The organism is Janthinobacterium sp. BJB446, assembly GCF_002735655.1.
In the GTDB taxonomy this organism is placed as follows: Bacteria; Pseudomonadota; Gammaproteobacteria; order Burkholderiales; family Burkholderiaceae_D; genus Janthinobacterium; species Janthinobacterium lividum.
The window spans coordinates 1,952,815-1,969,936 of sequence record NZ_PDZK01000001.1 but is presented as its reverse complement, the minus strand read 5'-3'; the positions used below and the strand labels follow the sequence as shown (position 1 = coordinate 1,969,936).

Annotated in this window: 13 protein-coding genes; 1 reads left to right on the top strand and 12 read right to left on the bottom strand. The window is 62.5% G+C overall.

Annotated features, from left to right (window positions below; translation table 11 throughout):
• Positions 1 to 92: 92 nt before the first annotated feature.
• A complete protein-coding gene (locus CSQ92_RS08710; RefSeq protein WP_099393876.1) occupies positions 93 to 1,565 on the bottom strand; it encodes a hypothetical protein in 1,473 nt (490 codons plus the stop codon).
• A gap of 136 nt (positions 1,566 to 1,701) precedes the next feature.
• On the opposite strand from CSQ92_RS08710, the gene yddG reads away from it, so the two are divergent.
• Entirely contained in the window at positions 1,702 to 2,607 is a 906-nt protein-coding gene (gene yddG, locus CSQ92_RS08705) for an aromatic amino acid DMT transporter YddG (protein ID WP_099393875.1), read from the top strand.
• Positions 2,608 to 2,666: 59 nt separating this feature from the next.
• Here the strand turns inward: yddG and CSQ92_RS08700 are convergent, their stop codons facing one another.
• From CSQ92_RS08700 to CSQ92_RS08655, 11 genes are all read right to left on the bottom strand, one after another.
• Positions 2,667 to 2,954 carry a hypothetical protein gene (locus tag CSQ92_RS08700; protein ID WP_099393874.1) on the bottom strand — a complete coding sequence of 96 codons (288 nt, stop codon included), beginning with the start codon at positions 2,952 to 2,954 and terminating at the stop codon, positions 2,667 to 2,669.
• Between the two features lie 65 nt (positions 2,955 to 3,019).
• On the bottom strand, positions 3,020 to 4,381 hold the full coding sequence (locus CSQ92_RS08695; RefSeq protein WP_099393873.1) for a Vps62-related protein: 1,362 nt from the start codon (positions 4,379 to 4,381) through the stop codon (positions 3,020 to 3,022).
• A gap of 104 nt (positions 4,382 to 4,485) precedes the next feature.
• The gene (locus CSQ92_RS08690; RefSeq protein WP_099394636.1) at positions 4,486 to 5,529 is read right to left on the bottom strand and encodes a helix-turn-helix domain-containing protein; all 1,044 of its coding nucleotides are present in this window, start codon (positions 5,527 to 5,529) and stop codon (positions 4,486 to 4,488) included.
• Positions 5,530 to 5,570: 41 nt separating this feature from the next.
• Complete coding sequence (locus CSQ92_RS29015) at positions 5,571 to 5,744, bottom strand: hypothetical protein (RefSeq protein ID WP_180276971.1); 174 nt, start codon at positions 5,742 to 5,744, stop codon at positions 5,571 to 5,573.
• A gap of 20 nt (positions 5,745 to 5,764) precedes the next feature.
• Positions 5,765 to 6,928, bottom strand: coding sequence for an MFS transporter (locus tag CSQ92_RS08685; RefSeq protein ID WP_099393872.1), 1,164 nt, complete (start codon positions 6,926 to 6,928; stop codon positions 5,765 to 5,767).
• Positions 6,929 to 7,015: 87 nt separating this feature from the next.
• Positions 7,016 to 7,597: a violacein biosynthesis enzyme VioE gene (gene vioE / locus CSQ92_RS08680; protein WP_099393871.1), complete on the bottom strand. Its 582-nt coding sequence runs from the start codon at positions 7,595 to 7,597 to the stop codon at positions 7,016 to 7,018.
• A gap of 10 nt (positions 7,598 to 7,607) precedes the next feature.
• Complete coding sequence (locus CSQ92_RS08675) at positions 7,608 to 8,726, bottom strand: tryptophan hydroxylase (RefSeq protein WP_099393870.1); 1,119 nt, start codon at positions 8,724 to 8,726, stop codon at positions 7,608 to 7,610.
• On the bottom strand, positions 8,726 to 10,015 hold the full coding sequence (locus tag CSQ92_RS08670; RefSeq protein ID WP_070256920.1) for an FAD-dependent oxidoreductase: 1,290 nt from the start codon (positions 10,013 to 10,015) through the stop codon (positions 8,726 to 8,728). The genes CSQ92_RS08675 and CSQ92_RS08670 overlap by 1 nt, the downstream gene beginning before the upstream one ends.
• Position 10,016: 1 nt before the next feature.
• The gene (gene vioB / locus CSQ92_RS08665; protein ID WP_099393869.1) at positions 10,017 to 13,037 is read right to left on the bottom strand and encodes an iminophenyl-pyruvate dimer synthase VioB; all 3,021 of its coding nucleotides are present in this window, start codon (positions 13,035 to 13,037) and stop codon (positions 10,017 to 10,019) included.
• Entirely contained in the window at positions 13,034 to 14,341 is a 1,308-nt protein-coding gene (locus CSQ92_RS08660; RefSeq protein ID WP_099393868.1) for an FAD-dependent oxidoreductase, read from the bottom strand. Before CSQ92_RS08660 ends, vioB begins: the two co-directional genes overlap by 4 nt.
• Positions 14,342 to 14,883: 542 nt before the next feature.
• Positions 14,884 to 17,037, bottom strand: coding sequence for a TonB-dependent receptor (locus tag CSQ92_RS08655; RefSeq protein ID WP_099393867.1), 2,154 nt, complete (start codon positions 17,035 to 17,037; stop codon positions 14,884 to 14,886).
• Positions 17,038 to 17,122 lie beyond the last annotated feature (85 nt).

Genomic DNA, 17,122 nt, shown 5'->3' with positions numbered 1-17,122 from the left:
GTATGGGAAAAGATGACTGTTCAGGGGGCGGCGTGCATCGTCAGGATGCGCCTCCCGCCATCAATTCACACTGCTGCAATTTCTTGCGTATGCTAGTTCCCCACCGCCCGATCCGGGACGATCCATTGGAAATCCGTGAGGGTGAACGGTGCCAGGCAGGAGCTCCTGGGGTTGAGCGAGGCGCGCAGGTTCGGGCATTGTGGATTTTGATAGCTGGCCACACCCGGTGTCATGGCTTTAAAGCTGCTGGGCCAGCCCGCGTTGGCGTGGCAGGTGTAGCAACTGGTGCCGACGGGGTGCGTCACCAGTTCGATGTACGGGTTGGTGGCGACGGGAAGCAATGCCGGATTGCCTTTTTCCGGGATGCCGTAGGCTTCCGTCAGCAGATAGTGTTTCCATGGCCCCGTGGCCTGGATGTCGGCCGGGCGGTTGGCGGCGTACGGCATGCTGTCGGGGCGGTCCGACCACCACACGCTTTGCAGGCCCCAGCTGGGAATTTCCTTGGTATTGATGTGCATGGCGACGGTGACCAGGTAGTCGCCTGCGCCGAATGGCTGGCCGTTCAGCCAGTAGCTGGCGGCGTTGATGATGGCCTTGTCGGCATCGTCGAAACTGGCCCAGTCGGCGTCGCTTACCTTGTGGTGGTAGAAGTCCTGCAAGCCGTATACCTTGGCCAGTTTGGTGATGCTTGGCCATGGCGTCGTGCCGTCGTGCTTGTACACGCCATGCAGGTAGCTGACCTTCGCCATCTGGCCGACTTGCTTGCCGTCCGGGTCGATGGCAACGGCGGTATGCCACTGTTCGTAGCCCGCATAACCGGTATATTTGGCGCTGAAGTCGTCGTGCCACACGGGCAAGGCGGTCAGACCCTTGGCTTTCACTGGCCAATACATGTGTTTGGTCACGACATAGCTGGCTGGCGCATTCAGGTTATGCACGCGCTTGGCAGGATCGTCCTTGCTGTACAGTGCGTCCAGGGTGCTTTTCTTGTAGACGGGCTGTTTGGGATCGCGGATGAAATCGAGCGCTTCTTTGCTCAGTGATTCCGTCGCGATCATGATATCGCCGTTGAACGCGAAGTGGATGCCATCGAGGATGCCGCTGACTTTGCCATCCTTTGCGTACGTGATGGCGCGCGGATAGGCCTTGATGACCTGTTCCGGAATCGGGTAGCTTGGCGTGTTTTTCAGGTTGACGGGAGTCAAGGTGCTTGCGCCCAGGCGGCCCATGTGGCGCTTGGATGGCTTCGCGCCCGCCGTGTCGGTTGCCGCAGTGGCGGTCAATGCCGCGGTGTCGGCAAACGCGTCAGTGCCGTTGGGCCAGGTGTACCAGACTGGCCAGTCCAGGCCAGCGGCCGGTTGCATGATGCCCGCCCACAAACGCCAGCCGTGCGCACGCACGATGGCGTTGTCGCCAGTCTTTACGGCCGTCTGCAGCGCGCGGGTTTCCGCCGGTTCCAGATAGCCATAGCCCTTGGGGAAGGGCTGGTAGGCTGGCGTGCCGGCGGCTGCGGTGGCGCAGAACAACACGGCGAGGCTGGCGGACACTAACTTGGGAACGGACATGAATGCACCTGTTTAAGTTTAGTTATTGAAAGACATAGTATCCGCAAATAATTGATGGAATCTCAACAATTGTCACTGCGTATTGCCCTCGCGAACGACACCGGGCGTTTGATTGCATCACCTGAATGACATGAACATGAAAAATACCAACAAGGCCACCCTGACCGGGCTGGGCGCCATTCTGCTGTGGAGCTCGATTATCGGGCTGATCCGCAGCGTCACCGACCTGCTGGGACCCACTGGCGGGGCGGCGTTGATGTACAGCGTGGCGTCGGTGTTCCTGCTGCTGTCCGTGGGCTACACGCGGCCGGGCGAATTTCCACGCCGCTATCTGGTCTGGGGCAGCCTGCTGTTCGTCACCTATGAACTGTGCCTGGCGCTGTCGATAGGTTATGCCGCCACGGCGCGCCAGGCCATCGAGGTGGGCATGGTGAACTATTTGTGGCCAACCTTCACCATCGTCGCGGCCATCGTGTTCAATGGACAGAAGAGCAATTTTTTGATACTGCCGGGTTTCCTGCTGTCCGTCGCTGGCATCTGCTGGGTACTGGGCGGCGAACAGGGCTTCGACCTGGCCGGCACCGTGGCCAACGTGCGCGGCAACCCGCTCAGCTATGGCCTGGCCTTTGCCGGCGCGCTGATCTGGGCCGCATATTGCACCGTGACGGCGCGCATCGCGCAGGGCAAGAATGGCGTGACCCTGTTCTTTATCCTCGTTTCCATCAGCTTGTGGATCAAATACCTGCTGCAAGGGGGCGGCCCCATGGCGTTTACTTCCGAGGCCGTCATCTACCTGCTGCTGGCCGCCGGCGCCATGGGTTTTGGCTACGGCGGCTGGAACGTGGGCATTTTGCACGGCAACGTCACGATCCTGGCCGGCGCCTCGTATTTCATCCCCGTGCTGTCCGCCGCGCTCTCGTCGCTGCTGCTGCGCACGCCGCTGTCACTGGCCTTCTGGCAAGGCTCGGCGATGGTATGCGGCGGCGCCATCCTGTGCTGGCTGGCGACGCGGGCGGGGCGCATCAGTCCAGTCAGCAACTAGAACGGCGCAATACACGCAGCCAGGTTGCCCGCCAGGCAGGGCAGGCTCAGGCATCGTCGTCAGAAAGTCCGGCAGCCCGGACCGGGAGCGGGTCCCCACGACTTGCCGAAGCTGCCCCGCCTGCACGCTTCAATCGTGAAATTGGGCCTGGATTTGCCGCTGCATTGCCGCGCGGACCAGCAAGGGGCGTGGCCTACCTGGTCCGCGGCGGTATCCTTCTCTGCCTTGGCGGTGGCCGGGCCGGCCGCCGCATTTTCCTTGGGTGTTTCCTTGTCCTGCTTGGCGGCACCCGCCATCGATACGGCCGAAATCAAGGCGACAAGGCAAAACAGACGTTGCAGCTTCATATGAACCTCCTGGTTGAATGAGAAATGTCAAACACACTGTTGTACTGCTGGGAAAGAAAGGCGATTCAATTTTTCATGGCTTCCGGCGGGCTCGCCTTGTCCGGTGGGGGAATGTTGGTCCGGTCCTGATTCCGGTAGGCGATCGGCCTGATCTGTGTCCCATCCGAGCGCGTCACCACCAGGTCGGTCAGCAATTGCCATTGCCATACACGCGCTGTTTCCTTAAAGATCAGCTGTTCCGAGTATTCGACGCTGGTCTCTTCCGTGCGGCCGCTCAGCTGCGTCAATGAAAACGTGTTGGTCATGGAGAGGGATGCCGAGGCGCTGGGACCTTCGAACACGGCACCGACCTCGACATTCGTGGTGATCGACGTCGACCGCTCGAAGGTCGTGGATTCTTCTTTCGTCACGCCCACGCGGTAGGTTGTCGTCGTGGTGCCGCCCCCGGTCGGCGATAAAACGTTGTAGCAAAAATAGTAAGGCTGGGCGGCGATGAAGTAGAAGGGCGACGTGTAAGGCTGGTCGGGTACGTTGCTGGCATCACCGGGGATGGCGGTAAACGGGACGATCACGACAGGGCTCAAGCCGGCCTTCAGCTTGTGGTTGACCACAATTGCGGGGTCCAGCTCCGGCTTTTGCGGGGCGGGAAAATCAAATGGTTCCACGTTGAGGCAAGCCATGGGCAGGCGCAGGTAAAATGCCGGCAAGCCGCCATAGGTATACGCCAGCGGCGACAACAGGACGTATCCATCCTGAACATCCTTCCATTTGTCCGTCCGTGCTTTCGGCGCTTCCACGCTGCCGCTGCCTTGCCATCCGTGTTCCTGCCATACCCGGATCTTGTCGACGGAAATACACAGGTCTTTTCTTACGCACCAATACTTGCTTATGTCCGGCTCCCTGGGGTTAAAGCAGATGCCAAGCGCGTAATAGCCATCCGGCGCAATGGGTTGCCAGTAGCAGATGTCCCTGGGGTTTTTGGAGCCTCTGTCATTGACCAGGAAACGGAACCCCGTCGGATGCGCCAATGCGGGACCCAGGGCGGAAGGCGTTGCTTCCGGGCACGGTGACAGGTAAAACATGGGAGACGCCCGCGGCGGCTGATACGGCGGAGCCAGTCTGGTGGACACGGCGATATCGCCGACAGGGAGGCAATTCGCATCGCGCTGCCCGCTGCCCGTGAACTGGTAAAGGCCGATCCACGGCATGTTGTTCAGGTCGGGGGGGAACTTGCTCAGGTCCAGTTGGCTCCAGACTTCGGTGAACTCCTCCGGCTTGCCTAAAGTCAAGCAAATTTCACCGTAGCGCACCGCCGTCCTTGTCCAGTCACTGGCGCGTACCGCCTTGACGATGGCGGCGTTCGCCTTTTCATTGTATGGCGCCAGAGCGAGGGTGGCGTCGCTGGCATCGTTGTTGTCGTTAAGCATGGGCGCTGAACTCCGTCGAGAGTAGGAACCGGCCCCGCAGCTGTCGCGGGCGTGTAGGGAGCTTGATTCTCCCTCCCTGGTTCACGCCGACTTGACACCCTGTTTCACTTTTTCAAAATATTATTTTGAGGAAATATTATTCCGAACTGTTCACGGTAGTCGCGCGGCGACATGCCATACGCGCGGCTGAATGCGCGTGAGAAATCGGAGGCGCTGTTGAATCCCAGTCCCAGTCCGATCTGCGTCACGGCAAGATGACGCATGCTGGTCAGTTCATGTGCCGCGTCGCGCAGGCGGCAATGGCGGATGTAGGCGGCCAGGCCCCCCTGGGATTCAAACAGGCGGTAGATGGTCGAGCGGGCGACGGGGAATGCCCGCATCACGCCGTCCGGCGTCAGGTGTTCCTCGTGCAGGTTCGCCTGGATATAGTGTTCGATCTGTCCCTGCAGCGCGGCGCGGGCTGCAGCGCGCCCATGCTCTTCCAGGCGCTGCTGCTTGGCAAATGCGGCAATGATCAGGCGGGCGCAGGTGCGTATCGTCTGCTCTTGCTGGTCTGCCGGCAGCGCTGGCAGGCGCTGGCACAGGATCTTCAGGTAAGCCGGCAGCATGCGCGTCAGCGGCGTGGTATAGCCGACGATGCGGCCGTGGATGGCTTCGGCATCGGGCAGGTGTGCGCTGACTGCGGCACGGGGCAGGAAGAAGGCCAGTACATGCGCCCGCGTCGGCCGCGCCATGCTCATGGGCTGGTTCATGTCCAGGGCCAGTATGCCTGGCGTATATTGCTGCGCCTTAGCGCTGGGGCGTGCCGTGCTGGTCTCGATAATGCCCTGCACGGCGATGTGAAAGACGAAATCGCGCATGCTGTCGGTGGAGATGCGCTGATTGCTGCGTAGCTGGGTCACCGCATCCGTGCGGCTATCCAGATACGCCATGTCCGGCAGCAGGTAAGTGTCGAGTTCTGCGTGAAATCCATTGTCCAACTGCTGGCGCCGTACCTGCAAGTCAAGAAACCGGCCCAGATAATCGCGCCAGGCCAGCAGCTGCAGTTCCTTGTGCTCGCTGGCGACGCTGAAATGCTGCCGCGTCAGCCCGCTGACGGGGGGCGTGCGGGCATGCCTGATGTCACGCGCGGCAAGCAGGTCGCGCATCGCCGTGGAATATTCCTGGCCCAATGGTGGTCGCTCCAGTGCTAGAGGGTAGCTGTTGCCGGCAGCTTGTCCGCCAGCGGCATGATCTTGCCGGGATTGGGCGTGGCCGTCAAGACAGGTTGTCGTCCGCTCAGGAGCGAAACGATGACGCAGCAGCATCCCGCGATGGAAACAAGGCGTTCCGCATCGGGGCTGGGCTGACGGGCGGTTGGCAATGCCAGCCGCCCGTCAGCCGCTAATGCGACAACACCGAATCGCGCGACCTGTGCCCGAGGTAGGGCAGCAAGCTGATGAGGCCAAGCACGGCCAGTGCGACACCGACCCACAGCGGGGAGCGCAAGCCGTAGCCGGCGGCGATGCCGAGGCCGCCGAGCCAGGAACCGGCGCCCAGGCCGATGTTGATGACGGACGTGTGCACCGTGTTGACCAGCGGCCCCGGATGGGCCGTTTTCATCACGCGGGCGATGATGGCGGGATTCATCGACATGCCGACCAGGCCCGTGACGACCAGCAAGGCGACACTGATGGTTTTGTCGTGCGCAAAGACGGCGAACAGCGCCAGGCTGATGCTCAGGATGACCATGCCCCACACCATGATGACGGTGGTGTAGCGGTCCGCATAACGGCCGACCACGCCATTGCCCACCACGTTGGCGACGCCGTAGACACCCAGTAGCCAGGGGATTGAAGATGCTGGAAAACCGGTAATTTCCGTCAGGATGGTCGCGAAATAGCTGAACGCCGCGAAAATCGCGCCGATGATGAGGCCGCTGCTGGCGTACGCTGCCCACAGGTGGCGGTTGCGGAACTCCCCCAGTTCATTGCCGAGGCTGACGACTTCGGATGGTTTGGCGCGCGGCACCAGCACGGTGATGAGCGCCAGGCACAATAGCGCCAGCAGCACCACCAGCCAGAAGCTGGCGCGCCACCCCAGGTGCTGGTCGATGAGCGTGGCGACCGGCACGCCCACCACCGAAGCGAGCATGAGGCCGCCGATCACGACGGCGGCGGCGCGTCCGCGCGCGTTGGGAGCGACGATTTCGGCACAGATCGCCAGGGACAGGCCAAAGCAGGTGGCGGCGGCCACGCCCGTGACCACTCGCGCGATGGCCAGGATGTCATAGCTGGTGGCGGACGCGGCAACGGATTGGGCAAGGACATAAAAGCCCAGCAGCCACAGCAGTCCCTTCTTGTTCGGTACGCGCAGCTTGAGCAGGACAATGGTGCTCAGCGGTCCGCCGATGACCATGCCCATGGCGTAGAGCGAGATCAGATAGCCGATCCGTGTCACCGGTTCGTCCATGGCCAGGGCCAGCGACGGCATCATGCCCGCCACCATGAATTCGGATGTCGTTAACGAAAAGATCGTCAACCCCAAAATGTAAACAACCAGCGGCATATCAATATCCTTCGAGAGTAATAACAAAAACACTTGCCAGGCGTGGCGCGCTCCGACTGCATGCGGCCGGAGCGCGCCACGGCCCGATCAGGTGTTGCAAGACGTAAAGACGCTGTCCGGAATGTCGCCGACAAACATGTTGGGAAAGTCGCGTACCGACAGGTGCTGCGGGTCATTGCCGGTGATCATGCGCAGCAGGCGGTTGCCACCGGCCTCCAGGTAAAAGACCGATGGCGGCTTGCCCGCCCGCTCGACTACCCAGGCGTCCGCCTCCCGGCCCAGCACGGTGTGGCGGCCGTCGTGACGGGCACTGCCGTCCAGCAGCACCGCCTGCGGCAGGAACAGCTCATGGAACGGGGTCACCTCATCGGCCAGCGCCGTGCCCTGCAGCTGCTCGCCAGCCGCCTCCGCTTGCCTTGCGTAGGCCACTTTCTGCTTGCGGCTTTGTTCGCGCCTGGCGTCGCCGATTTCCGACATCCACAGCAGGTGTCCATGTTCCTTTTCCGACCAGGGGTTGAACAGGCCGTCGATGCGGCAGATATTGCGCGCATAGTCGAACCAGCAGTAGCCGGACGTGACCTGGTCATCCGCCTGCATCGGCGTCCAGTAGGAAACATAGGCGCTGCTCCATTGCATCGGCAGCAGCGGCGGGGAGACGTGTGTCGGCATGGTATCTCCCTTAGCGGCCCAGCGCGTAGCCAAGGCTGGCCATCAGCGCTTCTTGTAGCGACGGCAAGTCCTTGCGGCGGGCGTCGAAGCTGGCGGTCAGCTCTTCATTGCTCAGTTCGATACGTTCGCCCACGCTTTCAAACCACAGGCGGCTGCTGTTGGCGTGCTCCTTGAACAATTGCACCAGGGGCACGGCACGCGCATTGAAGCTGTTCAGTGCGGCGGCCTTGCCGTCTTCGGTATTGAGGATTTTGACCAGCAGCAGGGCGACCACCACCGCCATGGTGGTGCCATGGCCGATGGAAAAATGCCCCGATTGCAGCGCATCGCCGAGCAGGACGAACTTGCCGTCGCAGGCCTGGTCGTGGCTGAGGGTCATGAAGTTGCGCCAGCCCTGGCCCGGTTGGCTCTGCAGTCCATGCTCGCCGAGTTCGGCCTTGAACGTTTTGGCGATGTACGCGGCGGCATCACGTTCGGACAGCGCCTCCAGCCCGGCCTTGGCGTACGTCTCTTCGCTGCATTCGACGATAAAGGTGCTCATCGTGTCCGAGTATTTGTAGGCATGGCCGATGAATATGCCGTGCTCATTGCTGCGGAACACCAGGTTCATCTGGTCGAACAGCTGGGTGGTGCCGTACCAGATGTATTTGTTGCGGCCGAAATCGATGTGCGGCGCCAGTGCTGGCGGCAATTCCAGCGATTTGTAATTGACGCCATTCGATACCACCACCAGGTCGTACTCGGCTTCCAGCTGCGCCTTGTCCGCCGGCGGCGTTTCGTAACGGATGGCGATGCCGGCCGCCACGCACTTGGCGCGCAGTGCCTGCACCAGGGCCTGGCGTCCGACGCCGCACAGGGTAACGCCGGTGCTCATCAGGTTGGGTTGGTCGTGATGCACGAGCTTGAATTCTTCCAGGAACTGCGGATTGAGCCGTTCCGGCTGCTCCAGGTAGGAGAGCGGATTGGCGGGGTGGCGCGGCGGCCGCCCCGGCAGCACCACGCCCCAGCCCAGCACTTCTTCCGGGGTGTTTTTTTCCGTAATGCTGATATCCCAGCCGGGCTGGGCCTGTTTCATTTGACTGGCAAAGAGCAGTCCTGCGGGGCCTGCGCCGATGACGAGAATTTTCATTAATTTACCCTTCCAAGTTTGTACCAAACGTTTTGTTTCTTCTGGATTTGCTGCAATTCATCGTAAGGAACCGATGTGAAGTACAGTTTCTCCGCCATGTCTGGCGGATAAACACGGGGGAATTTCTTGTGCATGTAGCGCGTGTAGCGCGTCTGCAGGAAGAAAATCAGATTCGGATTGCTCAGCGCCTCATAGTTGGCGATCGCCATGTCCTGCATGGCGTCCGCCTGCACCTTGCGCTGCTGCGTGAATTCGGACAGGGCAGGGCCCAGGGCATTGCCGTGCTTTTCCAGCAGGGAAACGAAGACGTGGACGTCTTCCAGCGCCATGTTCATGCCTTGTCCGAGGAACGGGGCGGTGGCATGCGCCGCATCGCCGATCAGCAGGATATTGGCCTTGTAGTGGAAGGTGCTGGAACGGACATTGATGAGGTCGTTGCTGGGCAGCGCCATGAACTGGTCCAGCATTTCCTTGCGACGGTCCGGCGGCAGGGTGCCGAAGTAGCGGCTGAAGAAGTCGGCCATGGCTTCGCGGTTGAGCGTGCCCAGGCTGGGCGTGCCGGTGTAGGGCAGGCACAGGGCAAAGCTGATGCTGCCGTCCGGGATGGTGGCCGCGCGGCCGGCAAACAGGCCCTTGGAATCCATGCCGAAGAAGTACAGCAAATCCTTCCTGAAACCCAGATCCGCCGCGTTCGGCAACACCAGCGTCTTGTAGCCGTGGCGGAAGTAACTCTGCCTGAACTCGAAACGGCGCATGCCGCTTTGCATGGCGCGCCGCACGGCAGAGTGGGCGCCGTCGGCGCCAATGACCAGGTCGCCATGCAGCTTCTGCAAGGCGCCGTCCGGGCCCTGGATCAGCACGATCTTTCTTTCCAGGTCGACATCCAGGCATTTATGCTCAAAGTAATACTTCACCTCGTGCAGGGCGGCATGCCGGTTCAGCAGGCGCTGGAAGGCGGTGCGGTCCAGCGACAGGGGGAACAGGCCTTCGAGCGGGGTCAGCTCGCGTATCCGGTGGCGGCCGCCCACGCTGAATGCCATGCCGACGATGGGTTCGCCGCACTGGTCGAGCTCCTGCTTGCTGATGCCGGCGGCCAGGACGGCCTTGATGCCACGTACCGTCATGCTCACGCCGATGGCGCGCGAGTTGACGGGGTCGGCGTTGGCGGCATTCTCCAGCAGCGGATCGCCGCGCTTTTCGACAACGTGGACATCGTGTCCCCGTTGCGCCAGATAAATGGCGCTGAGGCTGCCTGCCAGGCCTCCGCCGACGATAATGATTTTATGCATTTCAAGCCTCTCTTGACATCTTTCCCCGAGATAAATCGGTAAGTTGCTGATTAAAAAACTCCAACATTTCTATCGGCGCCATGCCGATGGCATCGCTCTCAATGCTGCGCGCGTACTGCGCCAGCGCCAGGCATTTCTGCGCCAGCATGTCGCAGCCCAGGCTGTAGTCGCTGCTGACCCGGCTGCTGACTGGCTCGGGCACGGGCGGTCCAGCATGGCGGCCAGGCAGGCCGGACGGCATGTTCATCAGGGCCGCAGACAGGGGGCGCAACAGGCCGGTCATAATGTCGATGGAGGCGTTCATCAGGCGCGAGCGGCGCAGGCTGCCCAGCGGCTGCTGCGCAAAATGGTGCGCCATCATCAGGAAGGTCAGTTCATAGCAGCCCTGATACAGCTGCATCAGCGCGCGCGCCTTCTGATCGGTTACCACGCTGCAGTCCGCGCGCGCTTCCAGCACGGGATTCTTCAGCGCCGGCAGCGCCGGTTCGAACGGCTTGTCGCAGGCCGAAAACCTGCCGGCGATGGTGCGCAGCCGCTGGAAGTGCGAGGAGGCGAAATGCGGCGAATCGACGGCCACGCCTTCTCCCTGTTCCGTGACGAAATCGATGGCGAACAGCGCGCTGTCGCGGTCGGATACTTCCAGCTGGTAGCCGGGATAGGCGCGGTTGGTCAGTTCTTTCAGGAACAGGTGGTGCTCGCCGCCGCGCTTGCCGCCGCCGCTTTCGAACAGGCCGGGCAGCTCGGCCAGGGCCTGGCGGATCGCGATATAGAAGGTAGCGATGGATTTGCCCGGCGTGGGAATGTAGTCGGGCCATTCAAAACGCACGAAGCGGGCCAGCACGTGTTCGGAAAATGGTTCGAACGCAAATTCCGTGTCCAGGCCGAAACGCTGGCGCGCCTGCTGGCCCAGCAGCGGGGTACCGCTGTAAAACGGTTCGCCAAGCGCCATCAATACATTGTTCACCAATAAGTAGTGAATCATTTCTTCATGGGCGATTTCCAGCAGCGCGCCGCGCGTGCCGCTGTTGCGGCGCCGGTCTTCGGCGCCGCAGGCCAGCTCCAGCTCGGCCGGCAGCCAGCGGCCGGACTGCACCAGCGCCGCCCCCTGCGCATAATTGGGAATGGAATACGCGGCATACAGGTATTGCAGCATCAGCGACAGTTCCAGATCGATGGCTTTTTTCAGCTCGTCGATCAACTCCGCCTTGCAGCCGATGGCATGCGGCGTGGCCGGTTCCGGTGCCGCCGCCTTGGCCGCGGCTGCCGCCTCGACCTGCGTCAGGTATTTCAGGAACAGGCGCGACTTTGGCAGCGACAGTTCGCGGGTGCTGGGCATGTAGTAGCTCTTGTCGCGGTTCTGCGGATCGCACATCTGCCACATCAGGCGCGAATACGTTTCGCACTTGCACTGGTCCGCCAGGCTGAAAACCTTGTCCGACATGAAGGGATACACGAGCTCGTAGTAGATCATCACATGCCGGTACAGGAAGGCGTAGTCGACCTGTTCGGCCGGCACGTCGTCGAGGTCCCAGTCGTCGGGCAGCACGCGCACGCCGAGGTATTGCTTGGCCTTGCCTGTGCCCAGCACGATGCGGGTCGCGCCCGGCTTGCGCCCCGTCAGCGTCAGCGCCGTGTAGCCGTGCCCGAGCGGCGACGGATGCTGCTCCACGGCCAGCAGCGCGCCGTCTTCCGCCTCCGCCAAGGACGGGGGCGCCGCCAGCTCGCCGCGAAAGCGGCTTTGCACGGTAATGGTCTGCGGAAATTGCTCGTGCTTGTTCCGGTTTGGCGCTTCCAGGTACAGCTGGTTGCTGTCCGATTGCAGCACCCAGTCGGCTTCGTCCCACTGCGCCTGCGCGCTGCTCAGGCTGAGCGAGCCTGGCGCCGCGCCAGCGTGCTGCAGCGGCACGTCGAAGACGCCGTGATGGCGCCAGTAGTCGCGGTACAGCTGCTCGGGAATCCGCGCCAGAACGGTGCCGGCGCCGTCATGCAGCAGCAGGTCGCCCAGCGCCTGCTTGCCGCCCAGGGCATGCGTGGGATGCTGTTCCGAGACGGCGCCTATGTCGCGCGTGGTGAAGGGAATGGCGGTCGGCATGTTGAACGAGACCCGGTCCGCATGCACTTTCACCAGCACCGGCCCCAGACTGCCCTGGCGCGGCTGCAGCAAGCGGCCGGCCGGATAGGTGGCCAGCTCGTCGCGCCGCCACAGGCCGATGCTGCCGGCCAGGTCGTAGAACACGGGCGAGTCGGGTTTTTGCGGCGTCGACATATTGAACAGGCAGTACTGCACCGTCAGGCCCAGCACCTCGTCGTCGGCCAGGGCTTGCTGCAAGGCATGCATACTGGCCGGCAGCGGCAGGTCCGGATTGAACAGGAAATGCGGGTCCTGCTTGGCCACGGAAAACTGGAACAGCCTGGCGCGGCCGAATTCCTCGTCCAGGAAATGTCCGCTGCGTTCCGTGATGTGGCCGCTGCCGAGCCAGCGCACCGAGTGCGCCTGCGCGATGTCGGCCGTGAACAGCGTGGGCGTATTGGGCGTGGCCAGCTTGTCGCTCAAGGTGAACTGGCCCGCGTAGATCAGCGTGGTGTCGGGCTGCGCCGGGTTGTTGTCGATCCACCTGGCGCGGTTGAACGTCGTGCGCAGGTACTCGTTGTAGTGGCCCCACAGGCCCAGCTTGGCGCCCACCAGCGCGTCCTGCGTATCGACCTCGCCATCGCGCAGCTGGACGCCCGTGATCCGCGCGTTTTCCCACGAGAAATGGTTGTTCCCGCAAAAATTATAGCCTGCCGCCTGGCTGAAGATGCCGTCCGGATCGGGCTTGCCCTGTGCGTTGAAGCGGGGGGCGAGCTGTTTCAGGTGCGCATGGAATTCGGCTGGCGGCCGGCTCAGGTCGACAGCCTCGCCCGCCATCGATACCGCATTCGTGGCGATATCGATGTTGCCGTGCGTATTGCGATTCCCCGTCGGCACATTGGCGCGGGCAAAACCCCGAAAATGCAGGCGGGGGAAGTCAAGTAGGCTCATGCGCGCTCGGTCGAGGAAGTGATGAAGGTATCGTTGGCAGCTTCTTCTTCCGTCCGCTGATCTAGCCGCTGCAGCAACAGGCCGCTGGCGTGCTGGGCGCTGATCAGGCTGCCTTCCATCCAGCCGCAATGCGCGGTATAGGCATCCGAGCAGGAGATGATGCCGTCCCGGTGCAGCAGGATGGCCGGGTGGTCGGCTTCCGGCTCCACGCAAAACTCGACGCCATGCGGCCAGAACTTGTGGAAGTGGGCCTTGATCTGCGGCAGCGGCTGGCCATCGAGCGGCAGGACTTCTTCCAGGTGGCTGCGGACCCGCTCCAGGTACACGTCTTCACCAAGCTCCAGGCTGTCCCGCCAGTAGGTGGCGCTTTTGCTGTCGGTGTAGAACAGCACGTATTTGTCGCTCTTGAAGTAGATCTTGCGCAGGGGATTGGCCGCCATCAGCACCTTGTCGGTCAGCCCCAGCGCATCCCACCAGGCTGTGTCGAACGTGAAGAATCCCTTGAACAGGGGCAGCGAGTCGTACTGGAACGGACTCCAGGCGTTCGGGAAATCCAGGTTCAGGCGCGGCATGGCGGACGGCGGGATGGCCATCACCAGATGGCGCGTGCGGTGCATCTGCGTGTCGCCATGGTGGCTGAAGGCGAGCACATGGTCGGCGCCCGATTTTTCAACGGACAGCAAGCGGTGCTCGAGCCTGAATTCCACCCCGGCGACCTGGGCCTGGTGCTGCAACTGGCACAGCAATTCGTGGTAGCCGTCGGTGGCATAGTGCCACTGGTTGGCGGCGTTTTCCGTAAAGTGCTGCGTTTCCGGGTGCTTCTTGATGATGTCGTAGGCCATGGCCGCCGACACCATCGGCAGCAGCAGGGCGTCATAGCCGGTCGCCTTGATGATGTGGCTGGCCTTGGCGGCGCCCAGGTAATGGCTGACGAACTCGAGGAAGGAGTCGTTCGGATGCATTTTCAGCATCGGGCTCAGCTCATCCAGCGTTGCCTTCAGCTCTTCCAGTACGCTATCGTGGGAGATGACCTCGGTGAACGGGTAGACCGCATGCGGCAAGCCGCTGCCCTGCATGAGTTGCTGGAAATGCGGATGCAGCTGCGGCGAGTAGCGGGCGGCGCCGAGTTCGGCGATTTCCTCGCCATCTATTTTTCGCGACTGGATGCGGCCGCCTACGGTGGCATTCAGGTCGAATACGCGGATGCGCAGGTTCCTGCTGGCGGCGGCGTCGATCAGGTTGTTGGCGCAAGTCAAGCCTCCTATGCCGGCGCCAACGATGCAAATGTCAGAATACGTGCTCATACGAAATTCCTTTTTAACGTTCATTAATCAAAAAGCCGCAAAATCGCTAGCAAAAGTTTCCCCAGCACGTGTAGGCAAGGGAGGGGGAACGCAGGGTGTTACCGCACTTGGCGAGCGTTATCGGCTGGGGAGTGAAAAGCCTGGCGAGAACTGGCGTTGTGTCTGGTACGGTCGATTCTTGGCAGCAGAGTTTCTGTTTCAAATCAAAGATGGCACCGACAGTAGCCCAGGCATCGGGCACTCAATTTGATAAATATCAATGTAGTTGTCGTTCGGTGTTGCGATTGTGTTCACGCAGCGCTGCATGCGCGATGGCGGCGGCCGTGTGCCGGGCGGTGGCAGGGAGGACTGGAATGCGGTGCGGTGCGGCGTATCGAGCCGCTGCGGGAGTGTCACCGTTTGCCGATGATGCCAGGATCAGTAGTGGGTCCTGGCGCCTTCGGCGGTGGCTTGGTCTGCTTCTTGCTGTTTTTATTGTTTCTGACTTTGCGGCTGGCGCGCAGTGCACGCGCCAGCCGGGCGATGCCGGATGCCGGCGCCCGTCAAAAATCCACGGCAGCCGACAGTTGCACGGTGCGGGGCGCCGATTGCGAAACGGTGCCATACGAAGCCACGCCGGCCCAGTAATGGCGGTCGAACGCGTTCATCAGGCCGCCGCGCAAGGTCGTCGCCTTGCCGGTGATGGCCGTGCGGTAGCGCAGGCCCAGGTCTACCTTGGTCCATGAAGGCACGGATTGTAGATTCGCCTGGTCCACAAACTGCTTGCCCGTGTAGCTGGCGGCGCCCGTGGCCGTCAAGCCGGGCCAGTACGGCACATCCCATTCGCCGCCCAGGTTGGCCATGGACGTGGGTACGCCCACGGGGCGCTTGCCCATGGTGGCGGCGTTGTTGGTTTTCACCAGGCGCCCGTCGAGCAAGGTGATGCCGGCGAGCAGGCGCACGGCCTTGCTGGCGGCGCCCGACAGGTTCAGTTCCAGGCCCCGGTTGCGCTGCTCGCTGTCCATGCGGTACACCTGACCATACAACTGGCCGCTGGGTTTGCTGACCTGGAACACGGCCAGGGTCGCCAGCACCATGCCGAAATCGGCCTTCGTGCCCACTTCATACTGCCGGCTCTTGTAGGGCGCGAACACCTGGCCCGCGTTGCTGGCGATGTTCGGCGCGATATCACCCTTGCTCAAACCCTCGATATAGTTCGCGTACAGCGACACGTGGCGCAATGGCTTGACGACGATGCCGGCCAGCGGCGTCAGGGCGCCCTGCTTGTAGTGCGTGGTCAGCGCGCCCGTCGTCGCATGGTAGTTTTTCGCTTCGACCAGCTGGCGGCGCACGCCCAGGGTCAGCTGCACGCGCTGGTCCAGCATCTCCAAAGCGTCGGCCACGGCCAGGCTGGAGAGGGTGGAGGCGGACAGCTTCGGCGCGCGTGCCGGCGCGGGAATGCCGGGGTCGGGCACGGCCACGGGATGGTAGATGTTCGAAGTGATGAGCTTGCCGGAATTGCTCACGCTGCCAAACTCGTCGCGGTAGACATTGCCCATCACGACCAGTGCATGCTCGACGCCGCCTGTGCGAAAGCGCGCGCGCACGCCCGTGTCGCCGCTGGCGCGCCGCACGCGGAATTTCCAGTTCATGGGCGTGACCGTCATGTCGCCCGCCGCGCTGGTGATGGTCGGCGTCTGGTCCGAATAGCGCGATACATCGGAGCGCGTGCCGCCCACATCGGCAAAGACGGTGACTTTGTCGTTCAGGTCGTATTCGAGCTTGCCCAGGGTGGCCAGGTCGTTGGACTTCCACCAGCCCCAGGATTGGGCGATATTGCGGCTGCCATCGGGCGCTGCCGGCACGGGCAGGCGCGCGGCCACGAGGAAGGGGCGCGTGGGGGCGTCGATCCACTGGTATTGCTCGATCAGGTCAAGCGAGGCGCGCAGGCGCTGGCCCTGGTAGTCGAGGGCGACAGCGGCCACTTCCGCGCGCGAGGTCTGGTGGTCGAGCGGCGTGTGGCCCTGGCGGTGCAAGCCATTGAAGCGGATGCCGAAACGCCGCTCCTCGCCGAAGCGGCGGCTGACGTCGATGGCCGCGCCAGCCTGCGAACCCGAGCCGTAATCGACGGTCAGGCGCGTCAGGTCGCGCGGCAGCGAGCGTTTCGGCACGGCATTGACGACGCCGCCCACGCCGCTGTTTGGCGACATGCCGTACAGCAGGGCGGCCGGTCCCTTGAGCACTTCCACGCTCTGCAGGTATTCCGTGAACAGGTGGTAATTGGGCGACACGCCATACACGCCGTCAAACGCCACTTCGCTCAGATTACCCTCGTTGAGGGGAAAGCCGCGGATGAAGAAGGAATCCGTGACGCCGCCGATCTGGCCCGTGAAGCGGGTGGACGGGTCGCCGCCCAGCACCTCGGCCAGGGTCAGCGCCTGCTGGTCGAGCATGCGCTGGCTGGTGTAGCTGTTGACGCTGAACGGCGTATCGAGCAAGTCTTTTTCACCGAGCAGGCCGGCGCGCGCGCTTTTAGCGATCTGCCCGCCGGCATCCGCTTCGGCCTGACCATTCACCAGCACGGTGGCGAGCGGGGCGGATGCATCGGCCGCCGCCTGGGCGATCGCCTGCGGCGTCACGCTGGCAACGAGCAGGCCGGCGAGGATCAGCCGGGTCGTGAGGTGGGGATGGGGGAGTGGGGACTGTGGAATGGGCATCGAGGGCGAGTGTATGAAGTTAGTAGGGAGGAATTGCATGCACGACATTATAAATGAGAATCATTACGATTTATAATGATTAGCA